Annotated in this window: 19 protein-coding genes; 13 read left to right on the forward strand and 6 right to left on the reverse strand. The window is 70.8% G+C overall.

From position 1 onward, the window contains the following. Window positions 1-42 precede the first annotated feature (42 nt). The 4 genes from ACZ69Q_RS41660 to ACZ69Q_RS41675 all read left to right on the forward strand — a co-directional run bounded on the left by ACZ69Q_RS41660 (window position 43) and on the right by ACZ69Q_RS41675 (window position 4429). Window positions 43-1185, forward strand: a complete 1143-nt coding sequence (locus tag ACZ69Q_RS41660) for a LacI family DNA-binding transcriptional regulator (protein WP_471053087.1) — start codon at window positions 43-45, stop codon at window positions 1183-1185. 289 nt (window positions 1186-1474) lie between these two features. Further along, window positions 1475-2539, forward strand: a complete 1065-nt coding sequence (locus ACZ69Q_RS41665) for an LCP family protein (RefSeq protein ID WP_471053090.1) — start codon at window positions 1475-1477, stop codon at window positions 2537-2539. Between the two features lie 173 nt (window positions 2540-2712). After that, entirely contained in the window at window positions 2713-3069 is a 357-nt protein-coding gene (locus tag ACZ69Q_RS41670) for a YciI family protein (RefSeq protein WP_471053093.1), read from the forward strand. Between the two features lie 46 nt (window positions 3070-3115). Further along, window positions 3116-4429: an RNA polymerase sigma factor gene (locus ACZ69Q_RS41675; protein WP_471053096.1), complete on the forward strand. Its 1314-nt coding sequence runs from the start codon at window positions 3116-3118 to the stop codon at window positions 4427-4429. Here ACZ69Q_RS41675 and ACZ69Q_RS41680 read toward each other — a convergent pair whose 3' ends face one another. Beyond that, window positions 4430-5656 (reverse strand): THUMP-like domain-containing protein, encoded by a 1227-nt coding sequence (locus ACZ69Q_RS41680; protein ID WP_471053099.1) that lies wholly within the window; start codon window positions 5654-5656, stop codon window positions 4430-4432. It abuts the gene before it with no gap. A gap of 259 nt (window positions 5657-5915) precedes the next feature. Between ACZ69Q_RS41680 and ACZ69Q_RS41685 the strand changes: the two genes are divergently transcribed. From ACZ69Q_RS41685 to groL, 4 genes are all read left to right on the forward strand, one after another. After that, window positions 5916-6923, forward strand: a complete 1008-nt coding sequence (locus ACZ69Q_RS41685) for a polysaccharide deacetylase family protein (RefSeq protein ID WP_471053101.1) — start codon at window positions 5916-5918, stop codon at window positions 6921-6923. Then, window positions 6920-7750, forward strand: a complete 831-nt coding sequence (locus ACZ69Q_RS41690) for a polysaccharide deacetylase family protein (protein WP_471053104.1) — start codon at window positions 6920-6922, stop codon at window positions 7748-7750. The genes ACZ69Q_RS41685 and ACZ69Q_RS41690 overlap by 4 nt, the downstream gene beginning before the upstream one ends. A 355-nt stretch (window positions 7751-8105) precedes the next feature. Then, on the forward strand, window positions 8106-8414 hold the full coding sequence (gene groES, locus ACZ69Q_RS41695; protein ID WP_003998759.1) for a co-chaperone GroES: 309 nt from the start codon (window positions 8106-8108) through the stop codon (window positions 8412-8414). Window positions 8415-8532: 118 nt separating this feature from the next. Continuing rightward, window positions 8533-10158: a chaperonin GroEL gene (gene groL / locus ACZ69Q_RS41700; RefSeq protein WP_471053107.1), complete on the forward strand. Its 1626-nt coding sequence runs from the start codon at window positions 8533-8535 to the stop codon at window positions 10156-10158. Between the two features lie 70 nt (window positions 10159-10228). On the opposite strand, the gene ACZ69Q_RS41705 is transcribed toward groL, so the two are convergent. From ACZ69Q_RS41705 to ACZ69Q_RS41715, 3 genes are all read right to left on the reverse strand, one after another. Continuing rightward, window positions 10229-10921: an ester cyclase gene (locus tag ACZ69Q_RS41705; protein ID WP_471053110.1), complete on the reverse strand. Its 693-nt coding sequence runs from the start codon at window positions 10919-10921 to the stop codon at window positions 10229-10231. Between the two features lie 84 nt (window positions 10922-11005). Then, window positions 11006-11779, reverse strand: a complete 774-nt coding sequence (locus ACZ69Q_RS41710) for an SDR family NAD(P)-dependent oxidoreductase (protein ID WP_471053112.1) — start codon at window positions 11777-11779, stop codon at window positions 11006-11008. A 145-nt stretch (window positions 11780-11924) separates the two neighbouring features. Continuing rightward, window positions 11925-12593 (reverse strand): MOSC domain-containing protein, encoded by a 669-nt coding sequence (locus tag ACZ69Q_RS41715; protein ID WP_471053115.1) that lies wholly within the window; start codon window positions 12591-12593, stop codon window positions 11925-11927. 79 nt (window positions 12594-12672) lie between these two features. Here ACZ69Q_RS41715 and ACZ69Q_RS41720 point away from each other — a divergent pair, with 79 nt between their 5' ends. Beyond that, entirely contained in the window at window positions 12673-13569 is an 897-nt protein-coding gene (locus tag ACZ69Q_RS41720) for a LysR family transcriptional regulator (RefSeq protein WP_471053118.1), read from the forward strand. A gap of 58 nt (window positions 13570-13627) precedes the next feature. Here the strand turns inward: ACZ69Q_RS41720 and ACZ69Q_RS41725 are convergent, their stop codons facing one another. Next, entirely contained in the window at window positions 13628-13957 is a 330-nt protein-coding gene (locus ACZ69Q_RS41725) for a WhiB family transcriptional regulator (RefSeq protein WP_150500306.1), read from the reverse strand. Window positions 13958-14338: 381 nt separating this feature from the next. Between ACZ69Q_RS41725 and ACZ69Q_RS41730 the strand changes: the two genes are divergently transcribed. The 4 genes from ACZ69Q_RS41730 (at window position 14339) to ACZ69Q_RS41745 (ending at window position 18756) form a co-directional block, all read left to right on the forward strand. Next, on the forward strand, window positions 14339-14950 hold the full coding sequence (locus tag ACZ69Q_RS41730) for a response regulator transcription factor (protein ID WP_003948568.1): 612 nt from the start codon (window positions 14339-14341) through the stop codon (window positions 14948-14950). Between the two features lie 329 nt (window positions 14951-15279). Next, entirely contained in the window at window positions 15280-15867 is a 588-nt protein-coding gene (locus ACZ69Q_RS41735) for a sigma-70 family RNA polymerase sigma factor (RefSeq protein ID WP_030946246.1), read from the forward strand. Between the two features lie 153 nt (window positions 15868-16020). Next, window positions 16021-17526, forward strand: a complete 1506-nt coding sequence (guaB, locus tag ACZ69Q_RS41740) for an IMP dehydrogenase (protein WP_471053122.1) — start codon at window positions 16021-16023, stop codon at window positions 17524-17526. 105 nt (window positions 17527-17631) lie between these two features. Further along, the gene (locus ACZ69Q_RS41745; RefSeq protein ID WP_471053125.1) at window positions 17632-18756 is read left to right on the forward strand and encodes a GuaB3 family IMP dehydrogenase-related protein; all 1125 of its coding nucleotides are present in this window, start codon (window positions 17632-17634) and stop codon (window positions 18754-18756) included. Between the two features lie 98 nt (window positions 18757-18854). On the opposite strand, the gene ACZ69Q_RS41750 is transcribed toward ACZ69Q_RS41745, so the two are convergent. Beyond that, complete coding sequence (locus ACZ69Q_RS41750; protein WP_471053128.1) at window positions 18855-20063, reverse strand: nucleotide sugar dehydrogenase; 1209 nt, start codon at window positions 20061-20063, stop codon at window positions 18855-18857. Window positions 20064-20119 lie beyond the last annotated feature (56 nt).

Consider the following 20119-nt stretch of genomic DNA (forward strand, 5'->3'; position numbering starts at 1 on the left):
GAAGGGTTCGTCAAGAGGTCGTGCAGGGATACGATCGCCGCCATGACAGCCCGTGAGCCCGCTGAAACCCGGACGACAAAGTCGGAAACACGGTCGACAACGTCGGAAACCCGGACGACCCCGACGACGCCGCCGGCGACCGGCCGGTCCACGCAGACCGCGACGCTCGCAGAGATCGCCCGCGAGGCCGGCGTGTCCGCGCCGACTGTTTCGAAGGTCCTGAACGGACGCGCCGACGTCGCCCCGGCCACCCGCACCCGCGTCGAGGAGCTGCTGCGTGCCCACGGCTACCGCCGCCGGCGCGCCGAGGCCGGCCGCTCGCCCCTGATCGACCTGGTCTTCCACGAGCTGGAGAGCGCGTGGGCGATGGAGGTCATCCGGGGTGTGGAGAACGTCGCCCGCGACGCCGGGCTGAGCGTGGTGCTGAGCGAGAGCGCCGGGCGCCTGACCCCGGGCAGGACCTGGGCCGACCAGGTCGCCGCCCGGCGCCCGCACGGCGTGATCCTCGTGCTGTCCGGCCTCGACGAGTCCCAGCGCGCCCTGCTCACCAGCCGCTCGATCCCGTTCGTGGTGATGGACCCGGCGGGCGACCCGGGCGCCGACGTGCCGTCCATCGGGGCCACCAACTGGCAGGGCGGACTCGCCGCCACCCGGCATCTGGTCGAGCTCGGTCACCGCAGGATCGGCGCGATCACCGGGCCGTCCCGGATGATGTGCAGCCGCGCCCGCCTCGACGGCTACCGCGCCGCCCTGGAGACCGCCGGGCTGCCGGTCGACCAGGACCTGATCCGGCCCGGCGACTTCCACCACGAGACCGGTTACCGGCAGGGTCTGGAGCTGCTGCGCCTCCCGGACCGGCCGACCGCCGTCTTCGCCGGCAACGACCTCCAGGCGCTCGGGCTGTACGAGGCCGCTCGCGAGCTGGGGCTGCGGATCCCGGAGGACCTGAGCGTCGTCGGCTTCGACGATCTGCCCGTCGCCCGCTGGGTCGGGCCGCCGCTGACGACCGTACGGCAGCCGCTGACGGAGATGGCCGAGGCCGCCGCGAAGCTGGTGCTCGACCTCGCGCGGGAGGAGGGGGCACCCTCCGGCCGCACGCAGTCGAGGCCTTGGGGGAGGGTGGAGCTGGCGACCAGCCTGGTGGTGCGCAGCAGTACGGGGGAGCCGCCGACGGTTCAGCGGTAGCGGCGCGTTGCCGTATCGACGGGTGCTGCGCGGCATCCCACACCGCACCGAAGCCAGTCGGTTGCTCAACCGAAACTTTCGACGGGGAGCTGGACGCCGGCCGAACCGAGCCGGTGGACGAACGAGCCCATCACCTGTTCCAGCGCCTCGCACAACGGGTCGGCTCCCGGCGGCGGTTGGGCTGCGTTCGGGGGCAACGAGTCCGGTTCGGCCCGGAATTCTGAGAATTTCCGAAGAAAAGGCGGTCTGGCGTCGCTGCCCGTAATAATTCGGACGTACGTTCCTGCCCATGACGGGACTTGGCGCGAACGGGCGGGAAACGGACGGGGACGACGGCAGACACATGGGCCGGCGGTCGACAGCGCTGAAGACCGTCGGCCTCCTCCTCGCCGGCCTGCTGACCCTGGCCGTCGCCGCGGCGGGCTGGGTCTACTGGCACCTCAACGGCAACATCAAGAGCGTCGACATCAACAGCGCGCTCGGTGACAACCGCCCGCCGAGAGCGATGACGACCCCGGCGCCCTCCGCCTCCGCGTCCCCGCTGCCCACGGGCTCCCTCAACATCCTGGTCCTCGGCTCGGACTCGCGCAGCGGCGAGGAGAACCAGGAACTCGGCGGCGGCAGCAGCACCGGCGCCCGTTCCGACACCGCGATGGTGGTCCACATCGACGCAGGCCGCACCCGGGCGACGGTCGTCAGCATCCCGCGCGACACCCTGGTCACCCGGCCGTCCTGCCCGCTGCCGTCGGGCGGGTCGACCGAGGTGGCGTACAACTCCATGTTCAACAGCGCGTACTCGGTCGGCGGCCCGGTCTGCGCGGTCAAGACCGTCGAGTCCCTCACGGACATCCGCATGGACCACTTCATCGAGATCGACTTCTCCGGCTTCGCGAGGCTGGTGGACGCGCTGGGCGGCGTCACCGTCACCACGGACGAGGACATCGACGACGAGGACAGCCACCTGACGCTGGAAGCGGGCACGCACCACCTGGACGGCGAGCAGGCGCTGGCCCTCGCCCGCACCCGGCACGGCATAGGTGACGGCAGCGACCTCGGCCGCATCGGCCTCCAGCAGACGCTGGTGAAGGCCCTCCTGGACCAGATGTCCGCCACCTCGCTCCTCACCGACCCCACCAAGCTCTACCGGGTCGCCGACGCGGTGACGGCCGGCCTGACCACCGACACCGGCCTGGACTCCCTGACCGAGCTGGTGAGCCTCGGCCGCAGCCTGAGCGGCCTGTCGTCGGACGCGGTGCGGACGGTCATGATGCCGGTCGTACCGGCGGCGTCGGACCGCAACCGGGTGGTCGCCGAGGAGCCGGAGGCGGGCGAGCTGTGGGAGTCGCTGCGGTGAGCGGAACCGGTGAATGGAACCGGTCGGCGGAACCGGCCGGCGAACCGGTGAGCGGAACCGGCCGGGAAAAATCTTCTAAGAAATCCGGTGAGCGTGTCGATCGGGCGGTCCGCCGTTCGACGCAGGGGTGAGAGGCCGGGAAGGACCCGGCCCCACGCACACGAGGAGCCACCATGCCCCGCTACCTGTCGCTCGTGAAGATCGACGAGTCCACCGCCCCCGCCGAGGGCCCGAGCCCCGAGCTGATGCAGCGGATGGGCGAGCTGCTGGAAGAGATCACCAAGGCCGGCGTCATGCTCGACACGGCCGGACTGACGCCGTCCGCGCAGGGCAGCCGCGTGCACTGGGAGGGCGGCAACATCTCCGTCACCGACGGGCCCTTCACCGAGTCCAAGGAGGTCATCGGCGGCTACGCGCTCATGCAGTGCAAGGACATGGCCGAGGCCCTGGAGTGGACCAAGCGGTTCGTCAAGGTGCACGGCGAGGAGTGGACGGTGACCTGCGAGGTGCGGGAGATCGCCGAGGGCTGAGCCGCTTCCTTGGCTCCGTAGCCGTACGGGTGTCTGATGGTGGGCTGTGGAACCACAGCCCCAGCCCACCGCAGCCACCGGGCCCCCGGCGCCCGCAGTCACCGGCCATGCCTCGGCCGACCCGGCCGCGACCGTGGAGACCGTCTTCCGTATCGAGTCACCGCGCGTCATCGCCGCGGTCACCCGCATAGTCCGCGACGTCGGCATCGCCGAGGAGCTCGCGCAGGACGCGCTGGTCGCCGCGCTGGAGCAGTGGCCGCGCGACGGCGTACCGGACAACCCCGGCGCCTGGCTCATGGCCGCCGCCAAGCACCGCGCCGTCGACCTGATCCGCCGGCGCGAGAACTACGCCCGCAAGCTCGCCGAGATCGGCCGCGACCTGGAGACGACGGCACCCCCGGAGGAACCGTCCGACCCCGACGACATCGACGACGACCTGCTGCGCCTGGTCTTCACCACCTGCCATCCGGTGCTGTCGCCGCAGGCACGCATCGCCCTCACCCTGCGCCTGCTCGGCGGTCTGACCACCCCGGAGATCGCCCGGGCCTTCCTGGTCCCGGAGCCGACGGTCGCCCAGCGCATCGTCCGCGCCAAGCGCACGCTCGCCACGAAGAACGTCGCCTTCGAGGTCCCCTACGGCCCCGACCGCGAGGCCCGCCTCGGCTCCGTCCTCGACGTCATCTACCTGATCTTCAACGAGGGGTACGCCGCCACGGCCGGCGACGACTGGCTGCGCCCGGGCCTGTGCGAGGACGCGCTGCGGCTGGCCCGCGTGCTGGCGGGGCTGATGCCGAAGGAGCCGGAGGTGCACGCCCTGGCGTCACTGCTGGAGTTCCAGGCGTCCCGCGCGGCGGCCCGCACCGGCCCCTCCGGCGAGCCGATCCTCCTCAAGGACCAGAACCGCGGCCGCTGGAACCGCATGCTCATCGCCCGCGGCATCACGGCCCTGTCCCGCGCGGACGCCGCAGCCACGGGCGGGCCCGGCCCGTACGCCCTCCAGGCGGCCATCGCCGCATGCCACGCGCACGCATACCGGTACGAGGAGACCGACTGGAAGACCATCGCCACCCTCTACGGCCTCCTCGCCGCCCGAGTGCCCTCCCCGGTGGTCGAGTTGAACCGCGCGGTCGCCGTGTCGATGGCCGAGGGCCCGCAGCCCGCCCTGGAGATCGTCGACGCCATCGCCGCCGAACCCGCCCTGCGGGACTACCACTTGCTGCCGAGCGTCCGCGGCGACCTGCTCCAGCGCCTGGGCCGTACGGCGGAGGCACGGGCGGAGTTCGAGCGCGCGGCGACGCTGACGCGGAACGAGCCGGAGCGGGAGATGCTGCTGAGGCGGGCCGCGGACGCCGGAGCGTGACTAGGCGGGCCGTCCGACCAGCATCGTCGGCGCCCCCGCCACCCGGGTCAGGAACACCGTCGCCGAGTTCGGCCCCTGCGGCTTGACCTTCTTGCGCAGCTCCTCCGGCTCGACGGCGGAGCCACGCTTCTTCACGGTCAGGATGCCCACCTCGCGCTCGCGCAGCAGCGCCTTCAACTTCTTGACGTTGAAGGGGAGTTGATCGGTGATCTCGTACGCCGTCGCGTACGGCGTCGGCCGCAGCTCGTCCGCCGTGACGTACGCGATGGTCGCGTCGACGAGCCCGCCGTTGAGCTGGTCGGCGACCTCGGCGACCAGATGCGCGCGGATCACGGCGCCGTCGGGCTCGTACAAGTACCGCCCGACGGGCCGGACCTCGGGGTCGGGCAGGCCGCGGGAGAGCAGCGGGCGCGGGCCCGGCAGCAGGGTGGCGCGGATCGCCCCGGCGGCGGTGCCGAACCACAGCACCGCCTCCTTCACGTCCCCGCCGTCCGAGATCCACTCGGCCTCGGCGTCGTCGGGGATCGCCTCGTGGGGGACGCCGGGTGCGATCTTCAGCGCGGCGCGAGGGGCCTTGCGCGCCGCTTCCACGGCCCACGAAAGCGGCGGCGAGTACGCCTCGGGATCGAAGATCCGCCCGCCCGTCACCCGACCGCCACCCCTCACCGACGCGCTTCGCGCGGCCCCCCTTGATGGACCGCCACGCCGGGCAGGGTCGACGAACACGGCGTCGTAGCCGCTGGTGTCCACTCCGGTGACGTCCGCCTCCCGCACCTCGATGAGGTCGGCGAGCCCGAGGGCCTCGGCGTTCGCCCGTGCCGCCGCGACCGTCGCCGGATCCCGGTCCACCGCCAGCACCCGGATCCCTGCCCGCGCCAACGCGATGGCGTCGCCCCCGATCCCGCAGCACAGGTCGGCGACCGAGCCGATGCCCAGCTCCTTCATCCGCCCGGCCCGGTACGCCGCCACACTCGCGCGCGTCGACTGCTCGACCCCGTTCGGCGTGAAGAACATCCGCCCCGCGTCCGCCGCCCCGAACTTCGCCACCGCCCGCTGCCGCAGCCGCGCCTGCCCGAGAGCCGCCGACACCAGCTCGGCGGGGTGCTCGCGGCGCAGCCGGGTGGCGACGGCGAGTTCGTCGGCCGGGTCCGTGTCACGGACGGCGTCGAGGAGGGCGCGGCCCTCGGGGGTGAGGAGGCGGGAGAGGGAGGCGAGGTGGTCGTTCACCGGAACATTGTCGGCCAGGTGCGGCAGGGGTGGCGTACCGCCCACCGGCGGTGGGCGCGCGGCGCACTCCCACTGGCTGTCGGCGCGCGGCGCACTCTCACCGGCCGTCGGCACGCGGCGCACCGCCCTCGCTGTGGGCCAGTCGGTGGATGGTCCGTCGGCTGCGGCGGTGTCGGCCCGGGTTCGGGGCGGGAGCCTGCCAGGATCCGGCTCCATGCGACTAGTAGTACAAAATGACAAAAGCGCCGGAAATGGGGCGATGGTCGTAGGGCGCCGTCGGCGGACGGCCCGGCATGCGCGCGCCCGCGGCGCCATCGCCGTGCTCGTCGCGGCCGCCATCGCCTCCGGCTGTGCGCAGCCCGGCGGATCCGGGGCCGGAGCCGTACCCCGGGCAGGAGGCGCGTCAGGTCCGGAAGGGGTGTCCGGGCCGGGAGACGGATCCGAGGCCGCGGGCTCCACGCCGAGCCGGCGGCCGCTCAAGTCGCCGCCCCCGGCCACCAGTGCGAACCCGCAGGCCAAGAAGTTCCAGTCGGCCCAGGAGGCCCGCACCTCGCGCATCGCCGCCGCCCGCCGCTGGCGCCTGGACGGCGTCCCGCTCACGCCCCCGCCACCCCCCGCCCAGAAGCCGAAGATCACCACCCGCGAAGGCTTCGAGGTCGACGGACACGAGGAGCTTGGCCTGCCACCGGTCTTCACGACCGTCCCGACCAAACAGCGGGTCGTCTTCCTCACCATCGACGACGGCGCCGAGAAGGACCCGACGTTCCTGCGGATGATGAGCGACCTCCAGGTGCCGTACACCGCCTTCCTCAGCAACTACCTGATCAAGGACGACTACGGCTACTTCAGGCGGATGCAGCGCAGCGGCGTGGTCCTGAACAACCACACCCTGCACCACCCCTACCTCCCGGCCCTGTCCTATCGCCGCCAGCAGCACGAGATCTGCGGCATGCAGGAGGTCATCGAGGAGCACTACGGCAAGCGCCCGCTGCTCTTCCGCCCGCCCTTCGGCAACTACAACCGCAACAGCCTGCGCGCCGCGAAGTCCTGCGGCATCGAGTACGTCCCGCTGTGGAACGAGGAGGTCTTCGTCGACCACTGGGACTACCGCGAGTGGGACCGGAAGATCCGACCGGGTGACATCGTGCTCAGTCATTTCCGGGGCCGGGAGGACTGGAAGGGCACAATGCCCGACATGATCCGCCGGTTCCTGAACAAGGTGACGGCCGAGGGGTACGCGGTGGCGCGGCTGGAGGACTACCTGTGAGATCGGCGCGGACGCCGGGGTCGCGGGCCCTCGCGGCGGTGGTCCTGGCGTCCGCCCTGCTCGCGGGCTGTGCGCAGCCGGCCGGTCCGGCCGACCCCCGCGGAGGATCGGCCGAGCGGTCGCCACGCTCGGCGAAGAACCCCACGCACACGGAACAGCCGTACCGCCGCTGGGGCTTGAGCGCCCCGCTGTCCGCGCCCCCGTCCCCGCCCGTCCGCAAGCCGCCGCGCCCGGCCGGCGACCGGCTGCCCGTCGTGCATCACGTACCCACCCGCGACCGGGTCGTCTTCCTCACCTACGACGACGGCGCCGAGAAGGACCCCCGCTTCGTCGACATGGTCCGTGAGCTGCGGCTGCCCGTGAGCATGTTCCTCACCGACAGCGTGGTCGGCCCGGGTTACGGCCACTTCGCGCGCCTGCGCTCGGTGGGCGCGTCGATCCAGAACCACACCCTCGACCACGCCGCCCTGCGCGGCCTGCCGTACGCCGGCCAGCGCGCCGAGATCTGCGGCCAGCAGAACAAGCTCAGCGCCCGCTTCGGCATCCGCCCCCGTCTCTTCCGCCCGCCCTACGGCACGTACGACACCACCACGCTCCGCGCCGCCGCCGACTGCGGTGTCACGGCGGTCGTGCTGTGGCGGGCGGCGATGGAGGGCGACGGCGGACTGACGTACGCCGAGGGGCCCGCCCGGTTGCGCGCCGGGGACATCGTGTCCGTCCCTTCGGGTGAGCCGGCCGGGCTGAGCCTGCGGGAGCGGACGACACGCCTGCTGCGGGAGGTCCACAAGCGCGGGCTGACGGTGGGCCGGTTGGAGGACTACGTCTGAGAGCCCGGCGTCCGAGGGATGCCTTCGGCGCCGGTCCAGGCAAATACAGCCCGTCCGGCGCTTGAGGACGAGGCCGTTCAGGCCGATGGCGGGGGTCTGGGGCGGCAGCCCCCAGACGGCCACGCCAACGCCGCCCACTGACAGCACCTGTCACCCGAACGCGGCTCGGCCAGCGCAGCGAATTAGCAGTCCGCTTGACCGAGTGCTAATCGCGGTCATAGTCTCAGCTCTGGCACTCCCCACTGGAGAGTGCCAACAACGCGACGGGCAGGTCCGGCACCCGCGACGACGGATCCACCTGGTCGCCACCTCAGACAGTTAACCCCGTGAGATCTCCGAAGGGGGAGGTCGGATCGTGACGACCACCAGCTCCAAGGTTGCCATCAAGCCGCTTGAGGACCGCATCGTGGTCCAGCCGCTCGACGCCGAGCAGACCACCGCCTCTGGCCTGGTCATCCCGGACACCGCCAAGGAGAAGCCCCAGGAGGGCGTCGTCCTGGCCGTGGGCCCGGGCCGCTTCGAGAACGGCGAGCGCCTGCCGCTCGACGTCAAGACCGGCGACATCGTGCTGTACAGCAAGTACGGCGGCACCGAGGTGAAGTACAACGGCGAGGAGTACCTCGTCCTCTCGGCTCGCGACGTGCTCGCGATCATCGAGAAGTAATTCACTTCAAGCACTTTTGCTTGTGAGCTGCGCCCCGGGCCCCCGCGACCTTATGAAGCCGGGCGTCAGGGGCGCAGTTCGTTTCACCCACGTTTTCCGAGAGGGCTGAACCGCTCCCATGGCGAAGATCCTGAAGTTCGACGAGGACGCCCGTCGCGCCCTCGAGCGCGGCGTCAACAAGCTTGCCGACACGGTCAAGGTGACGATCGGCCCCAAGGGCCGCAACGTCGTCATCGACAAGAAGTTCGGCGCGCCCACCATCACCAACGACGGTGTCACGATCGCCCGTGAGGTCGAGATCGAGGACCCGTTCGAGAACCTCGGCGCCCAGCTCGTGAAGGAGGTGGCGACCAAGACCAACGACATCGCTGGCGACGGCACCACCACCGCCACCGTGCTGGCCCAGGCGCTGGTCCGCGAGGGCCTGAGGAACGTCGCCGCGGGTGCCTCCCCGGCGCTGCTGAAGAAGGGCATCGACGCGGCCGTGGCCGCGATCTCCGAGGAGCTCCTCGCGACCGCCCGCCCGATCGACGAGAAGTCCGACATCGCTGCCGTGGCCGGCCTGTCCGCCCAGGACAGCCAGGTCGGCGAGCTCATCGCCGAGGCGATGGACAAGGTCGGCAAGGACGGTGTCATCACCGTCGAGGAGTCCAACACCTTCGGTCTGGAGCTGGACTTCACCGAGGGCATGGCCTTCGACAAGGGCTACCTGTCGCCGTACTTCGTGACGGACCAGGAGCGCATGGAGGCCGTCCTGGAGGACCCGTACATCCTCATCAACCAGGGCAAGATCTCCTCCATCCAGGACCTGCTGCCGCTGCTGGAGAAGGTCATCCAGTCGGGTGGCTCCAAGCCGCTGCTGATCATCGCCGAGGACGTCGACGGCGAGGCCCTGTCGACCCTGGTCGTCAACAAGATCCGCGGCACCTTCAACGCGGTCGCGGTCAAGGCCCCCGGCTTCGGTGACCGCCGCAAGGCGATGCTGCAGGACCTCGCGGTCCTCACCGGCGCCACGGTCATCTCCGAGGAGGTCGGCCTCAAGCTCGACCAGGCCGACCTGGACGTGCTCGGCAGCGCCCGCCGCGTCACCGTCACCAAGGACGACACCACGGTCGTCGACGGCGCCGGCGACTCCGCGGACGTCACGGGCCGCGTCGGCCAGATCAAGGCCGAGATCGAGAACACCGACTCCGACTGGGACCGCGAGAAGCTCCAGGAGCGCCTCGCGAAGCTGGCCGGCGGCGTGTGCGTGATCAAGGTCGGCGCCGCCACCGAGGTGGAGCTGAAGGAGAAGAAGCACCGTCTGGAGGACGCCATCTCCGCGACCCGCGCCGCGGTCGAGGAGGGCATCGTCTCCGGTGGTGGCTCCGCGCTGGTGCACGCCGCGAAGGTGCTCGAAGGCGGTCTGGGCAAGACCGGCGACGAGGCCACCGGTGTCGCCGTCGTCCGTCGCGCGGTCGTCGAGCCGCTGCGCTGGATCGCCGAGAACGCCGGCCTGGAGGGTTACGTCATCACCTCCAAGGTCGCCGAGCTCGACAAGGGCCAGGGCTTCAACGCCGCGACCGGCGAGTACGGCGACCTGGTCAAGGCCGGCGTCATCGACCCGGTCAAGGTCACCCGCTCCGCCCTGGAGAACGCCGCCTCCATCGCCTCCCTGCTCCTGACGACCGAGACCCTGGTCGTCGAGAAGAAGGAAGAGGAAGAGCCGGCTGCCGGTGGCCACGGCCACGGACACGCCCACTGAGCTCAGACGCTCGTAGAAGGCCCCGGTCCCGCACATACGCGCGGGACCGGGGCTTTCCCCTTCGCGGGCTTCACTGACCGAGTACCCCTAGCTGCTCCAGCAGCCCGGCCCGGTCGTACAGCCAGTGGCTCTCGCAGATCCTGCCGTCCCGCAACCGCTGCCAGGTCATGCCCTGCATGGTCACGTCCTGCCCGGTCGCCGGGATCCCCAGGAACTCACCCGTGTGCCGGGCGCTCCACGTCCAGCGCGTGCACACCTGGTCGCCCTGGGCCATCTGGTCGTCGATCCGAAAGGCGAAGTCGAAGGCGGCGCGCCACCCGGCGTACTGCTCCTGGATCCCGCCGACGCCGCGCACCGGCTCCGGATACGACGGATCGTTGTCCACGTAGTCGTCGGTGAGATGGTTCCCGATGGCCTCCGGCGCCATCCTCCCCATGTCCTCGAAGAAGCTACGCGCGGCCAGCACATTGAGCTGCTCGTCCCGCACCACGTCGAGATCGGTGAACGTCGGCGTCTCGTCGCAGAGCGCGACCATCTCCTGGAAGATCCGATCGGTCTCGGGGAGGTTCGAGTTCCGCATCGCGTCCTCGTACGAAGCGAACTCCACGATCTCGATGAAGTGCCCCGAGTCGGAGCGGTCCTTCCCGATGACGTCGTGTGTCGCCGTCCGTTTCCCCTTGGTCTGCTCGACCCACCTGTCCATCAGCCCGTTCATCTCGTCGAACCGGCTGGTCCTGCAATCGATGAGCTGCACGAAGGTCATGACGCCGTCGCCTCCCGGTGGGGCTGGGTGCGGCTGGACACTTCCATTGTCGTCGCGGATGGGGGGCTGTGCCTGTCGGCCCGTCTACTGCGGCCCGTACTTGCGCCCGGTGCGGGAACTGATCCCCCCGAGCATTCCCCGGGGCACCAACTTCGCCGCCCCCATGAGTGCCTTGTAACGGGGATCCGGAATGGACAGCGACTTCCCCCGGGCCAGGTCCCCCAGTGCCGCGGACACCAGTTTGTCCGCGTCCAGCCACATCCACCCCGGAATGTTGTCCGTCCCCATGCCGGCCCGCTCATGGAATTCCGTGCGCACGAACCCGGGGCACAGCGCCATCAGCCGCACTCCGCTGCCGGCCAGATCCCGGGCCGCCCCCTGCGTGAACTGCACGACCCACGCCTTGGACGCGCCGTACGTCCCGCGCGGTACGAAGGCGGCGACCGACGCGACGTTGACGACACCCCCGCGCCCGCGCTCCCGCATCGCCTCCGTCGCCGCCGACGTCAGGCGCAGCACCGCCTCGCAGTGCACCTTGAGCATCTTCAGCTCGTCGGCCATGGAGACGTCGAGGTAGCGGCCCTTGTTGCCGAAGCCGGCGTTGTTGATCAGCAGGTCGACGGGGTTCTTGCGGTCGCCGAGGCGGGCGGCGACCGCCTCGATGCCGGTGTCCTCGGCGAGGTCGGCGGTCAGTACCTCGGCCTCGATGCCGTGCCGGTCGTGCAGTTCGGTCGCCTGCTCCCGCAGCCGCTTGGTGTCCCGGGCCACCAGGACGAGGTCATGTCCGTCGGAGGCCAGCCGCCGCGCGAACGCGGCGCCGATACCTGCGGTCGATCCCGTAATCAATGCCGTTGTCATGGCGCAAGATTAGTGACCCGGACCACGGGCATCCGTTTCCTGCACGGGCTCTCCCGATCGGTGAAACCCGGGCGAAGACCCGCTGCCGCGAGAGTTCGTCAGCGGGCGCGGGTGCGCGAGTTCGCAGCCCTCCCGTGACGGGCCGTCAAGATCCTTGCTGGGCCGCGTACTTCCGTGCCGCCTCCAGCGACTCCGGGTGCAGCGCCTCGCCGGCCGCCAGCAGTCGCGGCAGCAGCGTCCGGTCCGTCGTCACCGCCCGGAACTGGAGCGCCACCGTCACGTCATGGCCCGGACGGTGAATGATCTCCACGGTGTCGCCCGCCCGGAGCTCGCCCGGCTCGATGACCCGCAGATACGCGCCCGGCGCACCCTTCGTCGTGAACCGCTTCACCCACTGCTTCTCACCCACGTGGTCCTGGAAGGTGCGACAGGGAATCCGGCCGCTCGTGACCTCCAGCACAACCTCGGACCCGATCCGCCAGCGCTCGCCGATCAGCGCGCGGGACACGTCCAGGCCCGAAGTCGTGAGGTTCTCGCCGAAGACGCCGTTCGCCAGCGGGCGCCCCAGCTCGCGCTCCCAGTCGTCGAGGTCCTCGCGCGCGACCGCGTACACGGCCTGGTCGTCCCCGCCGTGGTGACGCAGGCTGCACACGTCGTCCCCGGCCACGCCGCTGCCCGCGGTCCCCTTGGGCCCGGGCGCCGCCACCCGCACCGGCCCCTGCACCGGCCGCTTGTCGATCCCGGTCACGCCTTCGGGGTGATCGGTGTAGGGCACGTGCTTCCGCTGGCCCAGGTTCACAGAGAGAAGCTTCATGGCGGCACGGTAGGCGACCGCAGTCAAAGCGTCCATGCATTATTGAGCGCCATACCCAAGGTTCGCTTATGCTCATGGAGTGATCGAGGCCCGTCATCTCCGAGTACTGCGCGCCGTCGCCGCCACCGGCTCCTTCTCCGCGGCGGGGCGCGAGCTGGGCTGCACCCAGCCCGCGGTCAGCCAGCAGATGAAGGCCCTGGAGTCGTCCGTCGGCACGCCCCTGCTGGTCCGCAGCGGGCGCGAGATGCGGCTGACCCAGGCCGGCGAGGCGCTGGTGCGGCACGCCGCCGGGATCCTCTCCGGGCTCACCGCCGCCGAGGAGGAGGTCGCCGCGATCGCCGGCCTGCGCGCCGGACGCGTACGGCTCGTCTCCTTCCCCAGCGGCAGCTCCACCCTCGTCCCGACCGCCCTCGCCGCCCTGCGCGCCGCGCACCCCGGCACCCGTGTCTCCCTGGAGGAGGCCGAGCCCCCGAAATCCGTCGAGATGCTGCGCGAGGGCGACTGCGACGTGGCGCTCGCGTTCCGCTACGAGGGTGCGGCGCAGGAAGGGGAGTGGGACGACCTCGTCGTACGTCCCCTGCTGACGGACCGTCTCGTCGGCCTCGTGCCGGAGCGGCACCGGCTGGCACGCGCGCAGTCCGTCTCCATCGGCGAACTCGCGGCCGAGCCGTGGATCGCCGGGTGCCCGCGCTGCCGGGGTCAGCTCGTCGAGGTGTGCGAGAGCGCCGGCTTCACGCCCCGCATCGACTTCGCCACCGACGACTATCCGGCGGTCGTCGGCCTGGTGGGCGCCGGCCTGGGCGTGGCCGTCCTGCCCCAGCTCGCCGTCGAGTCCGTACGGCCGCGGGGTGCGCGCATGCTGACGCTGGAACCGGCCGTCCGGCGGGAGATCGTCGCGCTCACGCTCAGTGACCTGGCGCAGGTGCCGGCCGTCGCCGCGACGCTGGAGAAGCTGGCGCGGGCCGCCGCCCGCTAGGGCAGCGGACAGAAGGAAGGGCACGCCTGCGCGCGCCCTGGTGTGAAGAAACGTTCCTTCAGGTGTGCGGACCGGCGTCGCCGCTGGTCGTCGATGCCGACACCAGCCGGTTGCGGGCCCGCCCCATGAGTTCCTCGCGCTCGTCCTCGGTCAAGCCGCCCCAGACGCCGTACGGTTCGCGTACCGCCAGCGCATGTGCCGCGCACTGCGCGCGCACGGGGCACCTCATGCAGACCTCTTTGGCCGAGTTCTCTCGAGCGCTCCGGGCCGCACCGCGCTCGCCTTCGGGATGAAAGAAGAGCGAGCTGTCCACCCCGCGACAAGCAGCCAGGAGCTGCCAGTCCCACAGGTCCGCGTTCGGTCCGGGAAGGCGGGAGAAATCTGCCATTGCGTGACCCCTTGTAGCCGTTCTGGGCGGATACGGTGTCTACGACCGTACATCTACGATCTAAGGAGATGAAAATATGACTCATTGCGAATCTAGCTCCAAACGCCAAGAAACGGGAAGAAAAAGGGCTGAATGGGGCACCGGTTGTGATGAAACCTTGAGGGTCCGCCCTGCATGTCTGCCCCGTGTCCGTCCCCTCACGTAGAGTGCCGAAGATGGCACATGCCCCCGTAACTCTTTCGAGTGACCGTCGTTGAGAGGGCGGAGGCGGTTGAAGCAACAAGCGCTCGGGCAGGCGTCCGAGACGGTCGACCGCACAGGTGACGATTTCGTACCAGCCTGGAGGCTCAAGGTGACGTGCATCAGCTGCGGAGGGCGGCCATGACATCCGTCCTCGTCTGCGACGACTCCCCGCTTGCCCGAGAGGCGCTCCGCCGCGCGGTCGCGACCGTGCCCGGCGTCGAGCGCGTGACGACCGCGGCCAACGGCGAGGAAGTCCTCCGCCGCTGGGGTGCGGACCGTTCGGACCTGATCCTGATGGACGTACGCATGCCCGGTCTGGGCGGCGTAGAGACCGTGCGGCGGCTGCTGTCCGCCGACCCCGGTGCGCGCATCATCATGCTCACCGTCGCCGAGGACCTGGACGGCGTGGCCCTCGCGGTCGCCGCCGGTGCGCGGGGCTATCTGCACAAGGACGCCTCGCGCGCCGAGTTGCGGGCCACGGTGACGCAGGCACTGGCGGACCCGACCTGGCGGCTCGCCCCGCGTCGGCTGCGCTCGGCCGAGATGGGTGCCGCGCCGACGCTCACGGCACGCGAGATCCAGGTGCTCGAAGGTATGAGCCATGGTCGTTCCAACGCGGAGATCGGTCGCGAGCTGTTCCTCTCCGAGGACACGGTCAAGACGCACGCCCGGCGGTTGTTCAAGAAGCTCGGCGCCTCGGACCGTGCCCACGCGGTGGCGCTCGGCTTCCGGTGGGGCCTGGTCCGCTAAGCGCCCCACCGTGGGTCCCGCGTCGTTTCGTCCGGCGGCCGAGGGTTCGTTGTGGCTGGTCGCGCCCGCGTGGCAAAGCCGCACAATGTTTGGGCCCGCGCCCCTTCGGGGGCGCGGCTGCGGGGTCGGTCAACCGATCCTGTCGGCGCCCGCTGCTCGTTTCGCCGCGGATGCCGCATCCTTGAGTTGTGGAGTCTCTCGGGGACGAGTCGGTCGAGCGGAAGGGGAGGGCGCAGGGTATGAGTTCCGGCGCACCTGCTCATAACGCTTCGGTGCACAACATCGGGCGCGATGCCACGGACCCTTCGGCCGCAAGGCACCATGGACCGATGCGCGACGACGAGGCGGCCAAAGCCGCAGGGGCGATCGGTGCGCTCGTCCATCGCGCCGTGGACGGGGACGAGCAGGCCACGCACGATCTGCTCGCGCATGTCCACCCCCTGGCCCTGCGCTACTGCCGCACCAGGCTGTCCCGCCTTCCGGGTGACGCCCGCCACTTCGTCGAGGACCTCGCCCAGGAGGTCTGTGTCGCCGTCCTCCTCGCGCTGCCGCGCTACAAGGACACCGGCCGCCCCTTCGAGGCGTTCGTCTTCGCCATCGCCGCGCACAAGGTCGCCGACCTCCAGCGCGCGGCGATGCGGCACCCGGGTTCCACCGCCGTCCCCTCGGACGAGATGCCCGAGCGCCCGGACGACTCCCTGGGCCCCGAGGAGCGGGCGCTGCTCAGCAGCGACGCCGAGTGGGCCAAGAAACTGCTGGCCAACCTGCCCGAGAACCAGCGCGAGCTGTTGCTGCTGAGGATCGCCGTGGGGTTGACCGCGGAGGAGACGGGACAGATGTTGGGAATGTCACCCGGCGCGGTACGGGTGGCCCAGCACCGGGCGCTGAGCAGACTGCGGGCGCTCGCCGAGCAGTAGTGCGCCCTTGCGTGCGCCGCAAATGAACCGTCCTCGCCTCGGTTCCGTACGAACATACGAAGCCCTCGGCCGCCCAGAACCGTGGAATTTGCAAGCCATGCTTCCCGTTAGCATGGACATCCGCACCGATCAAGGCCATTTGGGGAAGGTGTCATGACTGCCAACGTCGACGGAGTGCCCGGCAAATTCGCGACTCTCGGGCTGACCTACGACGACGTGCTGCTGCTGCCGGGCTCGTCGGACATGGCACCCGACGAGATCGACACCGCCTCGTACGTCTCCAGGAACGTGCGGGTCAACATCCCGCTCCTGTCCGCCGCCATGGACAAGGTCACCGAGTCGCGCATGGCGATCGCGATGGCCCGCCAGGGCGGCGTCGGCGTTCTGCACCGCAACCTCTCCATCGAGGACCAGGCCAACCAGGTCGACCTGGTGAAGCGCTCCGAGTCCGGCATGGTGGCCAACCCGATCACCATCCACCCGGACGCCACGCTCGCCGAGGCCGACGCGATGTGCGCCAGGTTCCGCATCAGCGGCATCCCGGTCACCGACCCGGCCGGCAAGCTGCTGGGCATCGTCACCAACCGTGACATGGCCTTCGAGAGCGACCGTACGCGCCGGGTGCGCGAGGTCATGACGCCGATGCCGCTGGTCACCGGCAAGGTCGGCATCTCCGGCATCGAGGCCATCGAGCTGCTGCGCAAGCACAAGATCGAGAAGCTGCCGCTGGTCGACGACCACGGCATCCTCAAGGGCCTGATCACCGTCAAGGACTTCGTCAAGGCGGAGAAGTACCCGCACGCCGCGAAGGACGCCGAGGGCCGGCTGATCGTCGGCGCCGCGGTCGGCGTCGCCGGTGACTCCTTCGAGCGCGCCCAGGCGCTGATCGAGGCGGGCGTCGACTTCATCGTCGTCGACACCGCGCACGGCCACTCCCGCCTGGTCGGCGACATGGTCGCCAAGATCAAGTCGAACTCCTCCGGCGTCGACGTCATCGGTGGCAACATCGCCACCAAGGCTGGCGCCCAGGCGCTCATCGACTCCGGTGTGGACGGCATCAAGGTCGGCGTCGGCCCCGGCTCCATCTGTACGACCCGCGTGGTCGCCGGCATCGGCGTCCCGCAGGTCACTGCCATCTACGAGGCCTCGCTCGCCGCCAAGGCGGCCGGCATCCCGGTCATCGGCGACGGCGGCCTGCAGTACTCCGGCGACATCGCCAAGGCCCTGGTCGCGGGCGCCGACACCGTGATGCTCGGCTCGCTGCTCGCGGGCTGCGAGGAGTCCCCGGGCGAGCTGCTGTTCATCAACGGCAAGCAGTTCAAGTCGTACCGCGGCATGGGCTCGCTCGGCGCCATGCAGACCCGCGGCGACCGCAAGTCGTTCTCCAAGGACCGCTACTTCCAGGAGGGCGTCGCCTCCGACGAGCAGTTGATCCCCGAGGGCATCGAGGGCCAGGTGCCCTACCGCGGCCCGCTGTCCTCCGTCGTCCACCAGCTCGTCGGCGGTCTGCGCCAGTCGATGTTCTACGTCGGCGGCAGCACGGTCCCCGAGCTCCAGGACAAGGGCCAGTTCGTGCGGATCACGTCGGCGGGCCTGAAGGAGAGCCACCCGCACGACATCCAGATGACGGTCGAGGCGCCGAACTACAGCCGTAAGTAGGCACCGCGCCTGACGAGGGCGGCCCCGGAAACATCCGGGGCCGCCCTCGTCGTGCCCGTCGGCGATACTGGAAGACGCTGAACGCATCAGGGAAAGGCCACAGACGTGACTGAGATCGAGATCGGGCGCGGCAAGCGCGGCCGCCGGGCGTACGCCTTCGACGACATCGCCGTCGTCCCCAGCCGCCGTACGCGGGACCCGAAGGAGGTCTCGATCGCCTGGCAGATCGACGCCTACCGCTTCGAGCTGCCCTTCCTGGCCGCTCCCATGGACTCGGTCGTCTCGCCGGCCACCGCGATCCGCATCGGCGAGCTCGGCGGCCTCGGCGTGCTGAACCTCGAGGGCCTGTGGACGCGCTACGAGGACCCGCAGCCGCTCCTCGACGAGATCGCCGCGATGCCCACCGAGGCCGCCACGCGCCGCCTCCAGGAGGTCTACGCCGCCCCCATCAAGGAGGAGCTGATCGGGCAGCGCATCAAGGAGGTGCGCGACTCGGGCGTGGTCACGGCCGCCGCGCTCTCCCCGCAGCGCACGGCCCAGTTCTCCAAGGCCGTCGTCGACGCCGGCGTGGACATCTTCGTCATCCGCGGCACGACGGTCTCGGCGGAGCACGTCTCGTCCTCGCACGAGCCGCTGAACCTGAAGCAGTTCATCTACGAGCTCGACGTCCCGGTGATCGTCGGCGGCTGCGCCACGTACACCGCGGCCCTGCACCTGATGCGCACCGGCGCGGCGGGCGTCCTGGTCGGCTTCGGCGGCGGCGCCGCGCACACCACGCGCAACGTCCTCGGCATCCGCGTCCCGATGGCGACGGCGGTGGCCGACGTGGCCGCGGCCCGCCGCGACTACATGGACGAGTCCGGCGGCCGGTACGTCCACGTGATCGCGGACGGCGGTGTGGGCTGGTCCGGCGACCTTCCGAAGGCAATCGCCTGCGGCGCCGACGCCGTGATGATGGGCTCCCCGCTGGCCCGCGCCACCGACGCGCCGGGCAGGGGCCACCACTGGGGCATGGAGGCCGTGAACGAGGAGCTGCCGCGCGGCAAGAAGGTCGACCTCGGCACCGTCGGCACGATCGAGGAGGTGCTGACGGGCCCGTCGCACACCCCCGACGGTTCGATGAACTTCTTCGGCGCCCTGCGCAGGGCCATGGCCACGACCGGCTACAGCGAGCTCAAGGAGTTCCAGCGCGTCGAGGTGACGGTCGCGGACTCGCAGCACATGCGGTAGCCCGTACGACGTCTTCGTCAGGGAAGGGCCGGTCACCCCGGGTGGGGTGACCGGCCCTTCCCGCGTGGAGCGGCTCACGCGCGCGTGGGGGCTCCCCGCTACAGGCGGTGCGCCGCCCCCGTGGGCGCCGCGCCGCGTGTGTCCAGCAGGAGCTGGGCCTTCACCGACAGACCTTGCAGGTCGTACGTCCGGTGCTGCTGGAGCAGGATCGTCAGGTCGGCGTCCGCGACGGCCTCGTAGAGCGCGTCCGCGCGCGGGACCGGGCGGTTCAGGACGCTCCAGGAGGCGACGTAGGGGTCGTGGTAGCTGATGGACCCGCCCAGCTCCAGCAGGCGGGTGGCGACCTCCTGGGCGGGTGTGGACTGCTGGTCGGCGAGGTCTGGCTTGTAGGTGACGCCGAGCAGGAGGATGCGGGCGCCGCGTGCGGACTTGCCGTGCTCGTTGAGGAGGGCGGCGGCGCGCTGGACGACGTAGCGGGGCATCTGGCTGTTGACCTGCTGGGCCAGTTCGACCATGCGCAGGGTGCGGCCGGCGGGTCCTGAGAGGTCCTGCGGGACGGCGTGGCCGCCGACGCCGGGGCCGGGGCGGAAGGCCTGGAAGCCGAAGGGCTTGGTCTCCGCGCAGCGGATGACGTCCCACAGGTCGACGCCCAAGTCGTGGCAGAGGACGGCCATTTCGTTGACGAGGGCGATGTTGACGTGCCGGAAGTTTGTCTCAAGCACCTGCACGGTCTCCGCCTCGCGCGTGCCACGCGCGCGTACCACCTTGTCGGTGAGACGGCCGTAGAAGGCGGCTGCCGACTCGGTGCACGCGGGGGTGAGCCCGCCGATCACCTGGGGCGTGTTGGCGGGCGAGAAGTGGCGGTTGCCGGGGTCCACGCGGCTGGGGGAGTACGCCAGGTGGAAGTCGCGGCCGGCGCGCATCCCGGAGCCCTCTTCGAGGAGCGGACGCAGCACGTTCTCGGTGGTGCCCGGCGGCACCGGCGACTCCAGGATGACGGTGGTGTGCGGGCGCAACTGTCCGGCCAGGGTGCGGGCGGCCGCCTCCACCGGGCCGAGGTCGAGGGAGCCGTCCGCGCCGCGCGGGGTCAGGGGGCAGATGACGGCGGTGCGGACCCTGCCGAGCTCGGCGGGGTTGGTGGCGTGCCGGAAGCCTCCCGAGAGCATCCGGCGCAGTTCGGCGGGGCTGATCGAGCCGGCCTCGGGCCCGGTCCGGTAACCGAGCGTGGGGATGCCGGCGGCGACGGCGGCCTTGGCCAGCGGCAGGCCGTACGGGCCTAGTCCGATGACGGCGAGATCTGCGGGCATGGCGTGGGCCGTCCTTCCCAGTAACCGAAGTGGGGCGGTTGCGCAACCCCTGTGGA

The sequence above is a fragment of the Streptomyces sp. NPDC036764 genome, assembly GCF_055609385.1.